Source organism: Streptomyces sp. CoH27, assembly GCF_020181035.1.
GTDB classification, from domain to species: domain Bacteria; phylum Actinomycetota; class Actinomycetes; order Streptomycetales; family Streptomycetaceae; genus Streptomyces; species Streptomyces camelliae.
Map to the genome: position 1 here is coordinate 415,311 of NZ_JAIQYY010000002.1, position 17,659 is coordinate 432,969.

Consider the following 17,659-nt stretch of genomic DNA (forward strand, 5'->3'; position numbering starts at 1 on the left):
TCTCCTTGGGAGGAGGGTTCGACGGGTATCCGCGTTCAAAAGGGCGTTCACGGGACTCGTTCCGTGAACGCGCGCCACAGGAAACCTACCCGTCGGAGTCGCCCACGCCGGCGGACCCGGCCGTCGGGAGGGAGAACCGGCATCAGCGAGCCGGTATGTGCGACCCTCCCCCGAAATCGCCGAACGCGCTGAGCTGCCCCCAACTCCCCTCCATGGCAAACATGTTGAGCTGCAACGCCCTGACGATCGCGGCGATATACTCGCGCCACCACTCGAACGGACTGAGGAACAGCGGGGGGCTGCGGTGAGCGGGCGGAGTCATCTGGTCGAGGTCGAGCTGGACAGCGGTGAGGTCGTACTGGCGGAGGTTCTGTCGGCGGGGGGCTCCGATGTGGCCGACACCGGACGCCTGCGGCTGTCGCAGGCCCGCCAGGCGCTGGGCGAGGTCGGCCGGTGGGCACTGGAGAGCGTCCGCGAGTCGCTGCCCGAACCGCCCGACCGGATCGACGTCGAGTTCGGAGTCAAGCTGGCGGTGAAGACGGGCAAGCTGGTGGCGGTCATCGCCGAGACCGGCGGCGAGGCCAGCGTCACCGTCCGGATGGGCTGGGACCGGACCACCGAGAGCGGCTCCGGGACGGGAAGCTGAACCCATGGCGCTGGACCCCCGTCTGGCCGAACTCGCGGACAGCCACGCCGTGGCGATACACGTCGGCGGAAGGTTCAAGGGCAGCGGATTCGTCCTCACCCCGGAACTGGTCGTCACCTGCGCCCACGTCGTCGAGGAGGCCGCGGACGAGGTGCTGGTCCGGATCTCCGGCTCCGCCGACCGGACCGGCACCGTGATCGCCCGCCATCCGCCCCTGCGTGGCCGCGGAGAGTACTACGACAGCCCGGACATCGCCCTGGTAGGCCTGCGCGAGCCGCTGGACCGGCAAGGGGTGTGGCTCGCCGAGGAGCCGCCGCAGGCCGGCGCGGTCGTCGTGGCCCGCGGCTTCAGCCGGTTCACCGCCGAGCCGGGCGTGCAGCAGGACTCGCTGTCGATGACCGTCGTGGGCCCGGCGGGCTCCTTGCTGAGGGTCAAGGACGACCGGGTCGAGGCGGGCCTCAGCGGCGCTCTGGTGCTGGACACCACGAGCGGCAGGGTGTGCGGCATGGTCAAGGCGTCCCGCAGACGCGAGGAGGTTCAGGGCGGCTGGATCGTCCCGGCCCACGTCATCGCCGAGCACGCGGGAGCAGCCGCGAGTGGGGACCGGCACCGGCCGGGCACCGGCTGGTTCGATCTGGTCTCCCGCAGAGCCGAGTTGCACGCCCAGCTGTTCGGCGGGGACCGGCACCCGGCGCGCGTCGCGGCTCCGCGGCGGGACCGGCCGCCGTCCTGGTGGCTGCAGACCGCCAACGAGGTGGTGCCCTTCATCGCCCGGCCCGAACTGGACGATCTTCTCGCCTGGTGCCTGCGGGAGGACGGCATGGGCATGCGGCTGGTCACCGCGCCGGGCGGCTCGGGCAAGACCCGTCTGGCGATGCGGCTGTGCCAGGTGCTCGACGAGCAGGGCTGGATCGCCGGGTTCCTGCCGGGCGACTCCCAGGAGACCGTTCCGCACCTATGGGAGGCTCTGGACGCCGGGTACCGGGTGCTGGTGGTGGTCGACTACGCCGAAACGCGCACCGATCTCAACAAGGCACTGCTGACGGCCCTGGAACAGGAGGAGCCCGGCAGGGTGCGCGTTCTGCTGCTCGCCCGGTCGGACGGCCTGTGGTGGAACAGTCTGAAGCACGGGGACGTCGTGGACGGCGCCCCGGTCCGCCTGTCCCCGCTCGGCGAGCGCACCGGACCCGGCCCGGTGCTGTCCGCAGCATGGCAGGCGTTCCACGCCGCCATCATCGGCGGGCCCACCCCGGCACCTCCGGCCCTGCCGGAAGCCGACGGCCCCGACGACGTACTGAGCCTGCACGCACTGGCCCTCGACGCGGTGCTCGCGCGCCGTGACGGAGTCCGCGTCGGGTCGTGGGACCCACTGGGACGCGTGCTCAGGCATGAGCAGAAGTACTGGACCGACCTGGCGCAGGAGCACGAGGCGCCACTGCCCATGAAAGACGCGTCGGTCAGGCGTGTACTGCTGCTCCCCGCGTTGTTCTCCGCCGCCTCCGCAGAACAGGCCCAGACGGCCCTCGGCCGTCTGGAGACGGTGCCGGAGAACGCGCTGGCGGGCGCCGCCGATGTGCTGCACCGGCTGTACCCGCATCCCGGCCTGTACTGGGCACCCCTGCAACCCGACCGGCTGGCCGAGCAGTTGCTGTCCCAGGTGATCGACGACGCCGGCAGCGCCGAGGCGTCCGTCGGCCTGCTGACCTCCGTACTCGCCGACTGCACCTTCGCACAGGCCGAGCAGGCCATGACCGTCCTCGACCGCACCCGTGTCGCCCTGCGCGGGCGGGGCGCCCACGAGCCGGCCACCTGGCTGACGGAGACCATGGGCACGCTCATCCGTACCCGTCCCCTGGACTTCCTCCCGGCCGCAGCCGGCGTACTGAGCCCGGGAACCCCCGGATGGAACGTGTTCCGGGAGGTACTGGAGAGCGCCGATTACGTCGATGTGCTGCTCCCCCTCCACCAGCGGGTGGCCCGTACGGGGCGGAACTCGGAGATGGTCCACGCGATCCTCGGCGCGCTGCTGCTGCGCTACGACCGCTCCCTCTCCTCCCGGATCTGGGCCTCGAAGGGCGGGGAGAGGGCCGCGCAACTGGTCCAGGCGGTGTGGGAGATCGCAAACTACTTCGCGGCCCGCGGTGAGCCGGAGCATGCCTGGCTGCACTCCCGCACAGCCGTGGCCCTGGCCGCGAAGCTCGCCCGAGCCGATCCCGACACCTACCGGCCTGTCCATGCCGCCTGCCTCGACGTCCTCGGCTACCGGCTGTTCGAGCTCGACCGGTACCGCCCGGCCCTGCGGGTCGCCCGGCGAGCGGTCAAGGTACGCAGGGTCCTGGCGCGGCGCGACCCGGCCCACCGGCCGCTCCTCGCGCAGGCCTTGATTCGCCTGGGCAGCCTGCTGGCCACGACCGGGAAACCGGATGCCGCGTTGCGAGCGTCCGAGGAGGCCGCCGGGATCGCACTCGGCCTGGCCCGCGAGGACGAGCAGGGATGGGCCGGGCTGGTCACCGCGGTCTACAACAACTACGGCCTGCTGCTGAGCGGGGCCGGCCGGCAGGCGGAAGCGGAAGAAGCCGCGAAGGTGCTGGCAAATGCCGTCGCCGTGAGCGATGCACAGCCATGGACGCCCGCGCAACGGGCCGGCCTGAAACCGTACCGGCGCACGGTCGCACGACTCCTGGCGCGGGAATCGGTCACCGACTACTCGTTGATGCTCACCGCGGCCGTGTACCCGGAGGAGACGGACGACGATCCGCGCTGACGAGCCGGTGCGTGTGGGCGGGGCCGGTTTCCGGGCTCGCGCCCGGGAACCGGCCCGCCGGCGTGCGTGTCTGCGGTGTCTTCTACCGGCCGAAGCCGTAGGCGAAGAGATGGTCGGTTCCGGTCGATCCCGTCACCGGCAGCGTGATCGACGCCACCTGCTTGGACGGATCCAGCGGGACCTTCGTGGCGAAGACGTAGGTCTTGACGTTGTCACGGCCCCCGCTGCCGGTGTTCCGGTAGGCCGTCGTCACCGCCGTCGTGTCACCCGGGAGCGGTTTGCCGGACCCGCCGCCCAGCGTCCAGTCCGAGAAGCCGACCGTCGCCTTCGAGACGGTGCCGTCGGTGTAGGTGACGGTCACCGTGCCCGAGACCCCGCTGCCGTCGGTCGGCGCGTTGGTCGCCGCGCCCAGCAGACCCAGCGAGGCGCCCGACGTGCCCTCCGGCATCGGGATGGTCTGGCCGGCCATCTCCAGGTTGTCCAGCTGACCGGACGTCACCGTCGGCCAGGTGTAGGAGATGCCGTCGACGGTGAGAGTGGAGCCGCTCGTGACGCCCGCCGCCGACAGCGCGTTCTGCGACAACGCCCAGCCACCGTTGTCGAAGCCGCCCGAGAAGCTGCTGCCGTCGGGGTAGATGCCCTCGTTGGTGTGGTAGGGCCACAGCGCACCGGCCTTGGCGACGGCCACGCGGAGGGTCGCCCCGCCCAGTGCCGCACCGGTGGTGTGATCGGTCAGCGCGAAGGTGACCGGGAACGTCCCCTCGCTCGCGCCCGCCGTCACATGGACCTTCACCTCGGCACTGCCCGAGGCGGGCACCGTCAGCGAGCCGGACGCCGTGTCCAGCGTGACCCCGGAGGGCACCGTCGCCTGCCAGCCGACCGTGACGGCGGCGCTGCCGAGGTTGGTCAGGTCGAGTGTGCCGTCACCGGACGTGCCCGGCTGGAGCACCAGGCCGTCGCTGGAGGGACCGGTCGCGGCCAGCACCCGGCCGCCGCCCGTGGTGTCCGACGGCGGCGCCGCCGACGGGTCGGACGCCCAGGAGGTGTCGGGCTGGGTGCCGAGCGTGAAGTCGATGCTCCCCGCGCCCTTGAACTGTCCGTACGTCAGCCAGGAGGTCTTCCATTCCTTGCCCTTGACGCTGAGCGACTGCACATACGGCGCGTCGGGCGCGGCCTGCGGTGCGTCGATCCGCACCGTCCTGCCGCCTGCGAAGGTCACCTGGGCCACCGGGAAGACCGGACTGCCGAGCGCCAGGGTGTCCGTGCCCGGGGTCTCGGGGTACAGGCCGAGCTCGGACCAGACGTACCAGGAGCTCATCGCGCCGAGGTCGTCGTTGCCGAAGGAGCCGACCGGGGCGTTGAAGTACAGCTCCTGCTGGGCCTTGCGGACGGCGGCCTGGGTCTTCCACGGCCGGCCCGTGTAGTCGTACTCCCAGGGGATCTCCACGCTGGGCTCGTTGCTCAGGTCGGCGTTGGTGTTGCCGGGATCGGTGATGTCGTCGAGCAGGCTGTCCAGGTACGACGAGTACGCGTCGGCACCGCCGCGTGCCTGGATGAGCTGCTTGAGGTTGAACGGGACCATGGGCGTGTACTGGGCCGACGTGCCCTCCACGAAGCCGTTGGAGGTGCCGGGGGTGAAACCGCCCGCGAACCGGCCGTCCTTGTTCTTGGCCTGGAGGTAGCCGGTCTGCGGGTTGAAGACGTTCATCCAGTCCTGGGCGCGGGTGGCGAACTTCTCGTAGACAGCCGTCCTGCCCAGCGACTTCGCGAAGGCGGCGAGGGCGTAGTCGGCGGAGTCGTACTCCAGTTGCGTGGAGACCGGGCCGTAGAAGTTGCAGCAGCCGTAGTCGCCCTCGTCCAGCGGGAGATAGCCCTTCGCGTCCCGTACCGCCTCCCCCGGGCGGTCGTTGTTGGGGACGGTGGCCTCGTGCTGGAGAGCGGCGAGCGCCTTGCCGGTGTCGAAGCCCGTCGCGCCGAAGGCGTACGCGTCGGCGATGATGCCGGCGGCCGGGTCACCGACCATCACGTAGCTCTCCCCGTTGTTCGAGGCCCACTTGGGCAGCAGACCCGTCTGGTCGTAGCCGTTGAGCATCGAGGTGACGACGTCGCCGGCGACCTCGGGCTCGACCATCGCCATCAGCTGGGTCTGGGAGCGGTAGGTGTCCCAGCCCGAGTAGTTGGCGTACTGGGCCTTCTGCCCCCGGGTCAGCTTGTGGACCTGGTTGTCCATCCCCATGTACCGGCCGTTGTCATCGGAGAAGACGTTCGGGTGCAGCAGCGCGTGGTAGAGCGCGGTGTAGAACTGCGCCTGCTGGTCCGGGGTGCCGCCGCCGACCCGAAGCTTGTTCAGCACCGCGTTCCAGGCCTTGTGGTTGGCCTGCTCGACGGTGTCGAGGTTCCATGTCCTGATCTCGGTGGCAACGTTGTCCGCCGCGCCCGCGTCATCCGTGTACGAGATGCCGACCTTCGCGCTCACCGTGGGGTGGGCGGAGGTGTCGAAGGTCAGGTACATGCCGTTCGCGCCCGTCGTGGGGGGCTGGGCGGCCTCGACCGCGGCCGAAGACCGGGGTGCGGTGCCGGCGCTCGGCGTGGGGGACGGCGTGCCGGAGGCCTTGGCACCGCTCCCGTGGATCGTCGGAGCCGGCTTCGCCGGGACGGTGAAGTGCTTCTCCTTCAGCGGCGCGGACGTGGACGCCTGGGGGGTCTGCTGGACCTTGCCCGCCTTGAGCGACGTCGCGCCGGGATTGATGGTGCTGCCCACCCAGGTGCCGCTCGCGGTGAACGGCTGGTCGAACTTGATGTCGAAGTGCAGCGTGTATCTGTTGTTCGCGCCGCAGAAATGGCCACTGTCGACCGCGCCGCTGATCTCGCGGTCGTTCACCACCTGGACACGGGTTCCGTCCACCTGCGTGGCACCGCCGCTGAGCTTGAACAGCAGGTTCGCCTGCCGGCCCGCCGGGAAGGTGAAGCGGCCCAGGCCGGCGCGGGTGGTGTCGGTCAACTCGGTCTTGACGCCGTTCGCGTCGGTCACCTTGTAGTAGCCGATGCCCGCCTGCTCGTCGGCGTGGCTGAAGCCGACGGACGCGCCGCCGAGGCTGCCCGACAGCGCGCCGGTCACCGGCAGGATGGGCAGGTCGCCGGCGACGGGGCAGCCAGGTCCCGAGACATGGGTGAGGCTGAAGCCGGAGATCTTGTTGTCGTTGTACTCGTAGCCGCCGCCGTCAGGGCGGTGGGGCGCCGTGTCGGGGCCCCACTGCACCATGCCGGCCGGCATGTCGGGACCGGGGAAGGTGTCCACGGCCCCGGACGTGCCGATGAGGGGGTTGACGAGGGACGCGGGATCCTTCACGAAGGCCGGCGTCGCGGTGCTCGCGGCATGGGCGCTCCCCCCTGCCGTGAGCGGGAGGGCGGCCATGCCCAGCACCGAGACCACGGCCAGGCGTCGGCGGAATCTCTTGCGGTCACGTGGCGCAGCTGAACGTCGGGGTCTCACCATCGGTTGCCTCCGCAGCGGTTCGTGCTTCGCACATCAGGTGACGGCGTACCGAAGAACGCCGGAACGCCGGCGACAGGCAACGTTGTCAGGCCGCCGGTCGCAGCCTGACAACGTTGCCATGCACGAGTGTTGAGTGAAACGCGTGTGCTCGTGGCGTGTCAACGAGGCCAACACAACTTTCTGGGTACGCAGTTCACAGACGGGCACATGCGACTGCGGATGCCGAAGACTCCGTCCTCCGGCCGCTGCCGGCGAATGCCGCGGGCAACGCAAGCTGCCGCACATCGCGTTCGGCATGAGCCAGGCCACCGCCGGCCTGCTCAACGACCTCGACGCGTCCCCACCGAACGCCCGCGGCCTGCCACCGCGACTACCCAGCCGCACAAGGTGCCTGCATCACGGGGGAATTGCCCCTCCCCCGCAACCGGCGATACACCCGGATGCCAGTCCTGCTCCGACGAGCGGGTGAGAGTGGTGGGCTGATGCCCTGCAGGGGCGGTCCTCCCGGGACCGCCCCTCGATCGCCGCGATCAGGTCAGGACGAGTTCCAGTACGGTGACCGACAGCGGCGGCACGGTACTGGTGAAGGACGCTGCCGCGCCGGTGACGGTGCTCGTCCTGGGCACCAGCGTGTCCGGTTCCGTCAGCGTGTTGGTGGTGGTGCGCGAGGGGCCGGTCAGAATCGTCGCGGTGGCCTGCCTCTTGACCCCCTTGGCCAGCCCCTTCAGTTCGACCGGCACGTTCACCTTCTCCGTCCCGCAGTTGACGACCGCGAGGTAGAGGCGGTTCCCGGCGCGGGTGGCCACGGTGGCGAGGCCGGGCAGCGCACGCGCGGTGGCCGGCAGCACCGTGGTGCCGAGCCTGCTCGTCAGCATGTGCTGTGCCCAGTAGCTGGGCGACACATAGCTGGTGAGGTTGTCGTAGGCGATCAGGTTGGTGGCCCAGACGTTGTTCTTGACGTGCGAGAAGAGCGGCGCGTAGCACTCCATGAGGACCTGGTCCGAGTTGCGGATCAGCCCGGCCAGCCACGCGGCGTCACCGAGCGCGGCGTTGAGGTCGGGTGTGGGGCGGCCCTCCTGCGCGGCCCACTCTCCGACGAACACCTTCGTCGAATTGCGGTCCCGGTTGTCGTACTTGTGGGTGGAGGCCTGGGCGGCGGACGGCGCGAGGTAGTAGTGCTCGTCGATCAGGTCCGGCGTGCGGCTCGTCACGGACGTCGTGGCGATCAGCTTCAGATGCGGGTACTTCGCCTTGATCGCGTCGTAGAAGGCCGCGAACCGCTCGTTGTACGACCCCGAGGAGTCGAACCAGTCCTCGTTGCCGATCTCCACGTACTCCAGCGGGAACGGCTTCGGATGTCCGTCGGCGGCACGTCGTGCGCCCCAGGTGCTGGTGACAGGACCGGTGATGTACTCGATCTCGTCGAGTGCGTCCTGGACGAACGGCTTGAGTGCGTCGCCGGTGACATGGTCGCCCTTGAGCGCGTAGCCGGCGTAGACGGCGAGGACCGGCTGGGCATGCATGTCCTCGACCCATTCCAGGTATTCGAGGAGTCCGAGTCCGTCCGTGGACCAGTAGCCCCAGGCGTCGTCCATGTGGCCGGGGCGCTCCCAGACCGGACCGATGGTGTTCTTCCAGTTGAACCGTGTCGCGATGGTGTTGCCCTCCAGGAAGTTCCCGCCGGGGAAGCGCAGGAACTTCGGCCTCAGAGCGACCAGTTTGTCCATCAGGTCGACGCGCAGGCCGTTGGGCCGGTTGTTGTAGGTGGGCGGGAAGAGGGACACGTGCTGGAGCCACAGGGTCTCGCGCGCGGCGGCGGGGTCGGCGGTGGTGACGGTCAGCCGTGCGTCACCGACCGCGGGGGTGCGCGAACCGGTGCGCAGAGTCAGCTCGAACGGGCGGCCGGGGAAGGCGGTGCCGATGTGGGGCACGTGGGCGGACGCGTACACCGTCGCACCGTCCGCCGACTCGATGGCCACCCTGAGCGGGCCGATGCGGCGCGACGCCTTGGCGAACAGCCGCGCGGTGTAGGTGGTTCTGGGCCGCACGGGTATGCCCCAGAAGCCGTCGTTGGCCACACCGGCCCGGTTTCCGGCCCCGGTGCCGCTCGGCAGAACGACCTTGAGGGAACGGTTCAGCGCGGCGTTGAGCGGGTTGGCGGTGTCGAGCGAGAGGGTCGTCCCGCCGACGGCGGACCAGTGGACGGGCGTGGTGTCGCTGGCCATCATCGAGCGGTTCTGCACCAGCTCGGCGTAGATGCCGCCTTCGCCGGAGTGGTTGATGTCCTCGAACATCAAACCGGGGAGGACGGGAGACACGGCGTGCGCGGGGTGAGCGACGTCCACGCTCAGCAGCGGCGTCGTGGTCTCCACGGGGACCCCGGCCAGCGCCGCGACCTGCTCGGAGGTGAGGACGGACGGGAACATCCATACGTCGTCGATCAGGCCGTGCCACTGATCGACGTGCCCGCCGCCGTAGAGCGCGCGGCCGATGGCGGTGTCGCCGGTGCCGGCCCAGCCTGCCGTGTAGGCGGTCTCGCCCTCCAGCACGCCGTTGACGTAGAGGCGGATGACCCCGGCGGCCGGGTCGCTGACGCCGGCCAGGTGGGTCCAGGTGTTGGCGGCGGGCGCCGAAGCGGCGGCCGCCACCGCGGCACTCTGTGTGGCGTCCGAGCCCAGCCGGGCGAAGGCGAAGGTACCGGTGTCGTCGCGCAGCCCCAGGTAGAAGGAGCTGACGACCTTGCCGTCGACACTGACGGCGGTCTGGTAGCCGCCGAGTTGGGCGAGGTTGACCCAGGCGCCCACCGAGAACGCCTTGGAGGTGTCGAGGGCCGGCCCGGACGCCGTGGCGTTGCCGCCCGCCGTGAGGCTCAGGCTGTGGGTGCCCACCTTGCCGGTGTCCCAGCCGGCCGCACCCTGGAGCGTCGCGCTGCGACTGTTGGCGGAGGAGTCGGCGGCCAAGGTCCCGGCGCCTTCGTCGAAGGTCCAGTGGGCGGCTGCGGCGGGGAGGTCCGCGGCGGTGGCGCTCGCGGATGTGCCGGTGAGTTCGGCGGCCCCGGCGGGAACGGCGGCGGCGAAGGTGCCGGCGAGGGAGGCGGCGCCCAGGACGGTGAGGACGGTTCTGCGGGGCACTCCGGCTTCTGAAGGCATGCGGCTCATTCCTTTATGACAGACCGTTGCGTTGCGTACCGGCCGGAGCAGGGCAGCCCGCCGAAGCTGTCAGCTGACCTTGTTCGATATCCCGTACGGCGATCGGTACTTCGAGCAGCAGGGATCTTAAGGTGTCGGCGAGGCCCGTCAACACCCCTCGTACGGCAATGCTTCTCCAGGCCTCGGCCACCACGCGGTTCTCAAGAGGCAGCCATACAGGAGGACTTCATCGAGCAGCACCACGCCCTACCCGCATCCAGGCCCGCCGGTTCCGCGCGACGGACCCGCCCTCCGGGCGCGTAGAGCAGACGACGGATTCACCCACGGAGGGGACTGCACAGTGACAGCGCGTGCACTCAAGGGGGCACTGAGGGGTGCCAGGGGTACGGCGATCGCGGCGGCGGCGATGGCCGTCCTGACCGCGTCGCAGGCGCCGGGGGCGGTCTCGGCCGAGGCCGCGGAGCCCGCGCGAACGGCGGCGCCCGCCGAGCCCGGCCCCAGCGTGTCCGGCGACACCCCGTACCGCACCGGCCTTCCCCCGCTGCGGACGCGGAAGAGCGGCTCGGCACCCGAAGCGGCGGTCGGCGGCGCCCTGCCCGCGAGCGTGTTCGCCGCGTACCGGCGTGCCGAGGAGGAGCTGGCGCGCAGCGCGCCCGGCTGCCGGCTGCGCTGGCAGCTGCTGGCCGCGATCGGCCAGGTGGAGTCCGGGCAGGCATGGGGCGGCCGGGTGACCCCGGACGGTACGACCGTGACACCCATCCTCGGCCCGCGGCTGACCAGCGGCGCCTTCGCCGTCGTACCGGACACCGACGGCGGCGCGTACGACGGGGACGCGGTGTACGACCGCGCGGTCGGCCCGATGCAGTTCATCCCGTCCACCTGGGCCCGCTGGGGCGCGGACGGCAACGGCGACGGACGGTCGGACCCGAACAACGTCTACGACGCGGCGCTCGCCGCCGGCCGCTACCTGTGCGCGGGCGGCCGGGACCTGTCGAACCCCGCCGACCTGGACCGGGCGATCCTGGGCTACAACCACTCGGACGCCTATCTGCGCACCGTCAAGGCCTGGTACGCGTACTACCTGACCGGACACCGCGTGGTGCCGGACGCGTCCACCGGATCCCGGTCGGACCGGCCGGAGCCGTCCCGCCCGCAGAGGCCGAAGCCCTCGGAGGACCGGAAGCCGGGCCCTGGTCCCTCGCGCACGCCGTCGGCGCCGCCCGCCTCGCCCTCCCCCAGCCCGTCCCCGACGGCCGGCGCGCCGAAGGCGTCCGGGACGCCGCTGATCCCCGTCCCCGAGCCGACTCTCTCGCTGCCCGGCGGCGGCGTGCTGCCCGACGCGGGGCCGCTGACCATCGGCAACGGCTGGAACACGATGAGCGCCTCCCCCTCCACAACCGCGACTACTCGGCGGTAATGTCGCCACCCGCCGGAAGCACAGGACCGGCGGGTGAGTGCGAAGGGGCCCTCATGGCGACGGACATGCCTGCGGACACAGCGGCCGCCGACGAGCGTTGGCAGCGCATGTGGAGCCATCGCGAGCAGCTGCTCAAGGTGGCCCGGCGACGCTCCATGAGCCAGGAGGACGCCGAGGACGCCGTGCACGAGGCGATGCTGCGGGCCGCGGAACGCCCGGACCTCGACGACGAGCGGCTCGGCGCCTGGCTGACGACGGTGACGATGCGGCTGTGCGTCGACCGGTACCGGCAGGTCAACCGCGAGGCCGAGGTGGGCAGCCGCCCCACGCTCGTCGCGCCGGGCCCGGTACCCGTCGAGGAGGCGGTGTGCGACCGGGCCGAGGCGAAGTGGCTCGCCGTGCGCAGCGGTGAGCTGCCCGCCCGGCAGGCGGAGGCGCTCCGGCTGAAGTCCGAGGACCTGGACGTGAGCCAGGTCGCGGTGCGGATGGGGCTCAGCTACCGGACCGTCGAGTCGCTGCTCGCCCGGGCCCGGCGGACGCTGCGTGCCTCGCTGGCCGGGACGCTCGCTCTGGTGCTGTTCCTGGTCGGGCGCGGGCGGCTGCGCGGGGGTGGCAAGGCCCAGGTGGTCGCGGTGACCTCGACGGCGGCGACCCTGGCGGTGGCGGGGTTCGTGCTGCCGTACGCGCTCGATGCGGGCGGCAACGGGACCGGTCCGGCGCCGCGGCCGGCCGTGACCGGCGACGCGCAGGTCCGGCCCGGCGAGGCCATGGGCCCAGGGCGCACCCCTACGTCGCGCACCTCCTCGCCCGCGGCGCCCGGTGCCCGGAGGCGGACGCCCTCACCCACCGGGGGAACGGCCCTGTCGCTGCCGGTGGCCGTGCCGTCCCTGCCGGGCGTGTCCTCGTCCCCGCTCCCGGGGCTGCCGGCGCCGCAGGTCCCGAAGGTGCCCGGCGTGCCGCAGGTGCCCGGCGTGCCGGACCTGCCGCACCTGCCGACGGGGTCGGCCGCCTCGTCGCTCCCCTCGCTTCCCCCGGCCCCGGCGGTACCGGCCGCTCCGCTCTCCTCCCCTGTCCCCGCCCCGAGGACGCCTTCGAGCGCGCCGTCGCCGAAGCTGCCGTAGCACGCCGTAAACCCGTCCGAAAAAAATTTCCCGGTCGCCGCGACGGACGCCCCGCTCCTCCCCGTAGAGCAGATGTCGGAGCTGCTCCACGGGCGAAGGGTGGAACCGGATGGGTGTCGAGATCTGTGTGGAAGGGCTGACCAAGTCCTTCGGCCACCAGGTCATCTGGCAGGACGTCTCGCTGACGCTGCCCGCCGGGGAGGTCTCGGTGATGCTCGGCCCCTCGGGGACGGGCAAGTCGGTGTTCCTCAAGACGCTCGTGGGGCTGCTGAAGCCGGAGCGCGGCTCCATCACGATCCAGGGCCGGGACATCACCAGGCTCCGTGAGCACGACCTGTACGAGGTGCGGAAGCTGTTCGGCGTGCTGTTCCAGGACGGCGCGCTGTTCGGCTCGATGAACTTGTACGACAACATCGCCTTCCCGCTGCGCGAGCACACCCGCAAGTCCGAGAGCGAGATCCGGCGCATCGTGCTGGAGAAGATGGACATGGTCGGGCTGATCGGCGCCGAGGAGAAGCTGCCCGGCGAGATCTCCGGCGGTATGCGCAAGCGTGCCGGGCTCGCCCGCGCCCTGGTCCTCGACCCGGAGATCATCCTGTTCGACGAGCCGGACTCGGGCCTGGACCCGGTCCGCGTGGCCTACCTCAACCAGCTCATCGTCGACCTCAACGCACAGATCGACGCGACCTTCCTGATCGTCACCCACGACATCGCCTCGGCCCGCCAGGTCCCGGACAACATCGGGCTGCTGTTCCGGCGCGAGCTGGTGCTGTTCGGGCCCCGCGAGGAGCTGCTGACCAGTGACGAGCCCGTCGTACGGCAGTTCCTGAACGGCCGGATGCAGGGGCCGATCGGCATGGCGGAGGAGAAGGACGCGGCCCTGGTCGAGCAGGAGCTGGCCCAGATCGACGAGGGTCCACGCGTCCGGGACCTGACTCCCCGCCTGCTGCCCGGCCCCGGCATCACCCGCCCGCCCCGCTGGGAGGCGATCGCGAGACGCGAGGCGGAGCTGCACGGGACGGGGGTGAGCAGCGCATGAGGCTCTCCCCGACGGGTGCGCTCCGGCACTCGGGCAACCTCTTCGCGATGGCGCTGGACGTCGTCCGGACCCTGCCCCGACGGCCCTTCCAGGCACGGGAGTTCATCCAGCAGGCGTGGTTCGTCGCAAGCGTCACCATTCTGCCGACGGCGCTGGTCTCGATCCCCTTCGGGGCGGTCATCGCGCTGCAGATCGGCAGCCTGACCCGGCAGTTGGGCGCGCAGTCCTTCTCCGGTGCCGCGTCCGTGCTCGCGGTGCTGCGCGAGGCCTCGCCGATCGTCACCGCGCTGCTGATCGCGGGCGCGGGCGGCACGGCGATCTGTGCGGACCTCGGGGCGCGCAAGATCCGGGACGAGATCGACGCGATACAGGTGCTCGGCATCGACCCCATCCACCGGCTCGTCGTACCGCGCGTGCTGGCGTCGATGGTGGTGGCGGTGCTGCTCAACGGCCTGGTGTCGGTGGTCGGCGTGGCGGGCGGCTACTTCTTCAACGTCGTCCTGCAGAACGGCACTCCCGGTGCCTACCTCGCCTCCTTCACCACGCTCGCGCAGCTCTCCGACCTGTGGGCGGCCGAGATCAAGGCGCTGGTGTTCGGGGCGATCGCGGCGATCGTCGCCTCGTACAAGGGCCTCACGGCGCAGGGCGGTCCGAAGGGCGTGGGCGACGCCGTGAACCAGTCGGTCGTGATCACCTTCATGTTGCTGTTCGTGACGAACTTCGTGATGACCGCGGTGTACTTCCAAGTCGTCCCGCAGAGGGGCTGAGGCATGGCGCTGCTGAAACGCCTGGAGCAACTGGGCACCCAACTCTCCTTCTACGGCCGCTCGCTCGCGTGGACCGGCCGCACCCTGCGCCGCTACAAGAAGGAGATCCTGCGGCTGCTCGCCGAGGTGAGCTTCGGGCGCGGCGCGCTCGCCGTCGTCGGCGGCACGGTCGGCGTGATCGCGTTCCTGTCCTTCTTCACCGGCACCGAGGTCGGCCTCCAGGGCTACGCGGCCCTCAACCAGCTCGGCACCTCCAACTTCGTGGCGTTCCTGTCGGCGTACTTCAACACCCGGGAGATCGCCCCGCTGGTGGCCGGGCTCGCCCTGTCCGCGACGGTCGGCGCCGGGTTCACCGCGCAGCTCGGTGCGATGCGGATCAGCGAGGAGACCGACGCGCTGGAGGTGATGGGCGTCCCGTCACTGCCCTTCCTGGTGACGACGAGGATGATCGCCGGCTTCGTCGCGGTGATCCCGCTGTACGTGATCGGGCTGCTGTCCTCGTACCTGGCCGCCCGCACCATCACCACCGGCTACTACGGGCAGTCGACGGGCACCTACGACCACTACTTCCACCAGTACCTGCCGCCCGTCGACGTGTTCTGGTCGTTCGGCAAGGTGATCGTCTTCGCCGTGCTGATCATCCTGGTGCACTGCTACTACGGCTACCACGCGAGCGGCGGCCCGGCGGGCGTCGGCGTCGCGGTGGGCCGTGCGGTGCGGACCTCGATCGTCGCCATCAACGTCCTGGACTTCTTCCTGAGCCTCGCGATCTGGGGCGCCACCACGACCGTACGGATAGCGGGGTGAGAGCGGTGCGCATGCACAGAATGAGACTCAGGCTGTACGGCATCGCCTTCCTCGCCGTGCTCGCGCTGCTGCTGTCGCTCGCGGTGGCCGTCTACCAGCAGGCGTTCACGTCCGTCGTGCCCATCACCCTTCAGGCCGGCACCCTCGGCAACCAGCTCGATCCACGCGCCGACGTCAAGCTGCGCGGGCTGCTGGTCGGCGAGGTGCGCGCGGTGCACGCGGACGGCACGAAGGCCACGCTCGACATCGCGCTCGATCCCCGGTACGTCCCGTACATCCCCTCGGACGTGCACGCCCGCCTGCTGCCCAAGACGCTGTTCGGCGAGAAGTACGTCGACCTGGTCCCGGCCCCGGACTCTGCGCGGTCGTCGGCTCGGCCCATCCGCGCTGGAGACGTCATCACCCAGGACCGCACGAAGGCCGGCATCGAGGTGCAGCAGCTGATGAACGACCTGCTGCCGCTGCTGCGCACGGTCCAGCCGGGTGAGCTCGACGCCACGCTCTCGGCGTTCGCCACGGCGCTGGAGGGCCGCGGCGACCGGATCGGTGACAACCTCACCCGGGTCGAGGACTATCTGCGCCGCCTCAACCCGCACCTGCCCTCCCTCAAGGAGGACATCGCGCGGTTCGCGGACGTCGCCGAGGTGTACGGCGACGCCGCGCCCGACCTGATGCGGATCCTGCGCAACACGGTCACCACCAGCCGCACGATCGTCGACAAGAAGGACCAGCTGGCCGCCGCGCTCCGCTCGACCGCTTCCGTGGCGGACACGGCGAACGGCTTCCTGTCCGACAACGGCGACCGGCTGATCACCCTGGGCCGGGTCTCCCGCCCCACGCTGGAGCTGTTCGCCCGCTATTCCCCCGAGTACCCGTGCCTGCTCACGGGACTGGTCCGGCAGGAGAAGGCCTCGGAGGACGCGTTCCGGGGCGGCGAGATGCGGATCACCCTCGAAGTCGTCCGGCCGCAAGGGGCGTACCGGCCCGGTGAGGAGCCGGTGTACGGCGAGCGGTCCGGCCCCGACTGCCGTGGCCTGCCGCATCCTCAGGTGCCCGGCCCGAAACCCCATCTCGACGACGGTACGTCGGCCGGAGGTTCCGGCGGCGCACTCCCCGGAGGTGTCGACGTGTCCGCCACCCGGGCCGAGCAGCGGGCCGTCGGCTCGCTGGTGGCCCCCGTCATGGGCGTCCCCGCCGACCAGGTGCCGCCCGTCGCGACCCTGCTGTTCGGTCCGCTCGCGCGCGGAACGGCGGCGAGTGTCGCATGAGCAGGTCAGGAGCCCGGCAGACCGCCGCCCCGCTGGTCAAGTTCAGCCTCTTCGCACTGGTCACGATCGCGGCGACGGCGCTGCTCGCCGCCACCATCGTCAACATCTCCTTCACCCCGAAGGACACCTACCACGCCGTGTTCACCGACGTCACCGGCCTTGAGACCGGCGACGACATCCGCGTGGCCGGCGTGCGGGTGGGAGAGGTCGAGGGCATCCGGGTCAAGGACCGGACCCTGGCGGAGGTCACGTTCACCGTCAGCGCGGACCGGCCGCTGCTCGCGGGGACCCACGCGGTCGTCCGCTACCGCAACCTGGTCGGGCAGCGGTACATCGCGCTCACCGAGGGCCCCGGCGACATCACCGCCCGGCTGCGGCCGGGCGGCACCATCCCGCTGTCCCGGACCCAGCCGGCGCTGGACCTCAACGCCCTGCTGAACGGCTTCAAGCCGCTGTTCGCCGCGCTCAGCCCGAGCGACGTCAACCAGCTCGCCACCGAGATCGTCCAGACCCTCCAGGGCGAGGGCGGCACAGTGAACAGCCTCCTCGCGCACACGGCCTCGCTCACCACCACCCTCGCCGACCGCGACCAGCTGATCGGCTCGGTGGTCGACAACCTCAACACCGTCCTGGACACGCTCGACAAGCGCGGCTCCCGCTTCTCGGACCTGCTTACGCAGTTGCGCCGGGTGATCTCGGGCCTGTCGGCCGACCGTAGGCCCATCGGGGAGTCGCTGGTGAGCATCGGCGACCTCACCGACGTCACCTCGGGGCTGCTGAAGGACGCGCGTCCGCCGCTGAAGGACGACATCGCCGGGCTCGGCGATCTCACCGGAACGCTGAACAAGAACGAGCACACCGTGGAGGGCGTCCTGCAACGGCTGCCGAACAAGCTCAACGCGCTGACCGGGACGGCGTCGTACGGCTCCTGGTTCAACTTCTATCTCTGCGACTTCGACGGCCGGATCGTGCTGCCGAAGACCAAGCAGGTGATCACCCCGGACCTGCACGTGGCGCGGGCGAGGTGTGGCGCATGAGACTGCGTGTCCCACGGCAGCGCCGTCCCGAGCCGCTGGTGAAGGTACGGGTCCTGCCGCCGAGGCTGCCGAGACTCCCCCGGCTGCTGCCCAAGCGCAAGCCCCGCCCCGAGCCCTTGGTCAAGGTGCGCGTCCTGCCACCGAAGCT

11 protein-coding genes are annotated in these 17,659 nt (G+C 70.9%); 9 read left to right on the forward strand and 2 right to left on the reverse strand.

Annotated features, from left to right (window positions below; translation table 11 throughout):
- Positions 1–304: 304 nt before the first annotated feature.
- Positions 305–646, forward strand: a complete 342-nt coding sequence (locus LE548_RS04670; protein ID WP_225095318.1) for a CU044_2847 family protein — start codon at positions 305–307, stop codon at positions 644–646.
- Between the two features lie 4 nt (positions 647–650).
- Complete coding sequence (locus tag LE548_RS04675; protein ID WP_225095319.1) at positions 651–3,410, forward strand: trypsin-like peptidase domain-containing protein; 2,760 nt, start codon at positions 651–653, stop codon at positions 3,408–3,410.
- An 82-nt stretch (positions 3,411–3,492) separates the two neighbouring features.
- On the opposite strand, the gene LE548_RS04680 is transcribed toward LE548_RS04675, so the two are convergent.
- Both LE548_RS04680 and LE548_RS04685 read right to left on the reverse strand, forming a co-directional pair.
- Positions 3,493–6,825 carry a lectin gene (locus LE548_RS04680; protein WP_225095320.1) on the reverse strand — a complete coding sequence of 1,111 codons (3,333 nt, stop codon included), beginning with the start codon at positions 6,823–6,825 and terminating at the stop codon, positions 3,493–3,495.
- A gap of 611 nt (positions 6,826–7,436) precedes the next feature.
- Complete coding sequence (locus LE548_RS04685; protein ID WP_225095321.1) at positions 7,437–10,055, reverse strand: LamG-like jellyroll fold domain-containing protein; 2,619 nt, start codon at positions 10,053–10,055, stop codon at positions 7,437–7,439.
- 406 nt (positions 10,056–10,461) lie between these two features.
- Between LE548_RS04685 and LE548_RS04690 the strand changes: the two genes are divergently transcribed.
- From LE548_RS04690 to LE548_RS04720, 7 genes are all read left to right on the forward strand, one after another.
- A complete protein-coding gene (locus tag LE548_RS04690) occupies positions 10,462–11,472 on the forward strand; it encodes a lytic transglycosylase domain-containing protein (protein ID WP_225095437.1) in 1,011 nt (336 codons plus the stop codon).
- Positions 11,473–11,537: 65 nt separating this feature from the next.
- Positions 11,538–12,593: a sigma-70 family RNA polymerase sigma factor gene (locus LE548_RS04695; protein WP_308029849.1), complete on the forward strand. Its 1,056-nt coding sequence runs from the start codon at positions 11,538–11,540 to the stop codon at positions 12,591–12,593.
- Positions 12,594–12,702: 109 nt separating this feature from the next.
- Entirely contained in the window at positions 12,703–13,632 is a 930-nt protein-coding gene (locus LE548_RS04700) for an ABC transporter ATP-binding protein (RefSeq protein WP_225095323.1), read from the forward strand.
- Complete coding sequence (locus LE548_RS04705; RefSeq protein WP_225095324.1) at positions 13,629–14,399, forward strand: ABC transporter permease; 771 nt, start codon at positions 13,629–13,631, stop codon at positions 14,397–14,399. The genes LE548_RS04700 and LE548_RS04705 overlap by 4 nt, the downstream gene beginning before the upstream one ends.
- A gap of 3 nt (positions 14,400–14,402) precedes the next feature.
- Complete coding sequence (locus LE548_RS04710; protein ID WP_225095325.1) at positions 14,403–15,206, forward strand: ABC transporter permease; 804 nt, start codon at positions 14,403–14,405, stop codon at positions 15,204–15,206.
- A gap of 11 nt (positions 15,207–15,217) precedes the next feature.
- Entirely contained in the window at positions 15,218–16,474 is a 1,257-nt protein-coding gene (locus LE548_RS04715) for an MCE family protein (RefSeq protein WP_225095326.1), read from the forward strand.
- Complete coding sequence (locus tag LE548_RS04720; protein WP_225095327.1) at positions 16,471–17,511, forward strand: MCE family protein; 1,041 nt, start codon at positions 16,471–16,473, stop codon at positions 17,509–17,511. The genes LE548_RS04715 and LE548_RS04720 overlap by 4 nt, the downstream gene beginning before the upstream one ends.
- Positions 17,512–17,659 lie beyond the last annotated feature (148 nt).

Excerpts from the sequence above, each read along its gene's own strand:
- LE548_RS04675 (WP_225095319.1), top strand. The coding sequence starts at position 651 with ATGGCGCTGGACCCCCGTCTGGCCGAACTCGCGGACAGCCACGCCGTG.
- LE548_RS04680 (WP_225095320.1), bottom strand. The coding sequence starts at position 6,825 with ATGGCCGCCCTCCCGCTCACGGCAGGGGGGAGCGCCCATGCCGCGAGC.
- LE548_RS04685 (WP_225095321.1), bottom strand. The coding sequence starts at position 10,055 with ATGCCTTCAGAAGCCGGAGTGCCCCGCAGAACCGTCCTCACCGTCCTG.
- LE548_RS04690 (WP_225095437.1), top strand. The coding sequence starts at position 10,462 with ATGGCCGTCCTGACCGCGTCGCAGGCGCCGGGGGCGGTCTCGGCCGAG.
- LE548_RS04695 (WP_308029849.1), top strand. The coding sequence starts at position 11,538 with ATGCCTGCGGACACAGCGGCCGCCGACGAGCGTTGGCAGCGCATGTGG.
- LE548_RS04700 (WP_225095323.1), top strand. The coding sequence starts at position 12,703 with ATGGGTGTCGAGATCTGTGTGGAAGGGCTGACCAAGTCCTTCGGCCAC.
- LE548_RS04705 (WP_225095324.1), top strand. The coding sequence starts at position 13,629 with ATGAGGCTCTCCCCGACGGGTGCGCTCCGGCACTCGGGCAACCTCTTC.
- LE548_RS04710 (WP_225095325.1), top strand. The coding sequence starts at position 14,403 with ATGGCGCTGCTGAAACGCCTGGAGCAACTGGGCACCCAACTCTCCTTC.
- LE548_RS04715 (WP_225095326.1), top strand. The coding sequence starts at position 15,218 with ATGCACAGAATGAGACTCAGGCTGTACGGCATCGCCTTCCTCGCCGTG.
- LE548_RS04720 (WP_225095327.1), top strand. The coding sequence starts at position 16,471 with ATGAGCAGGTCAGGAGCCCGGCAGACCGCCGCCCCGCTGGTCAAGTTC.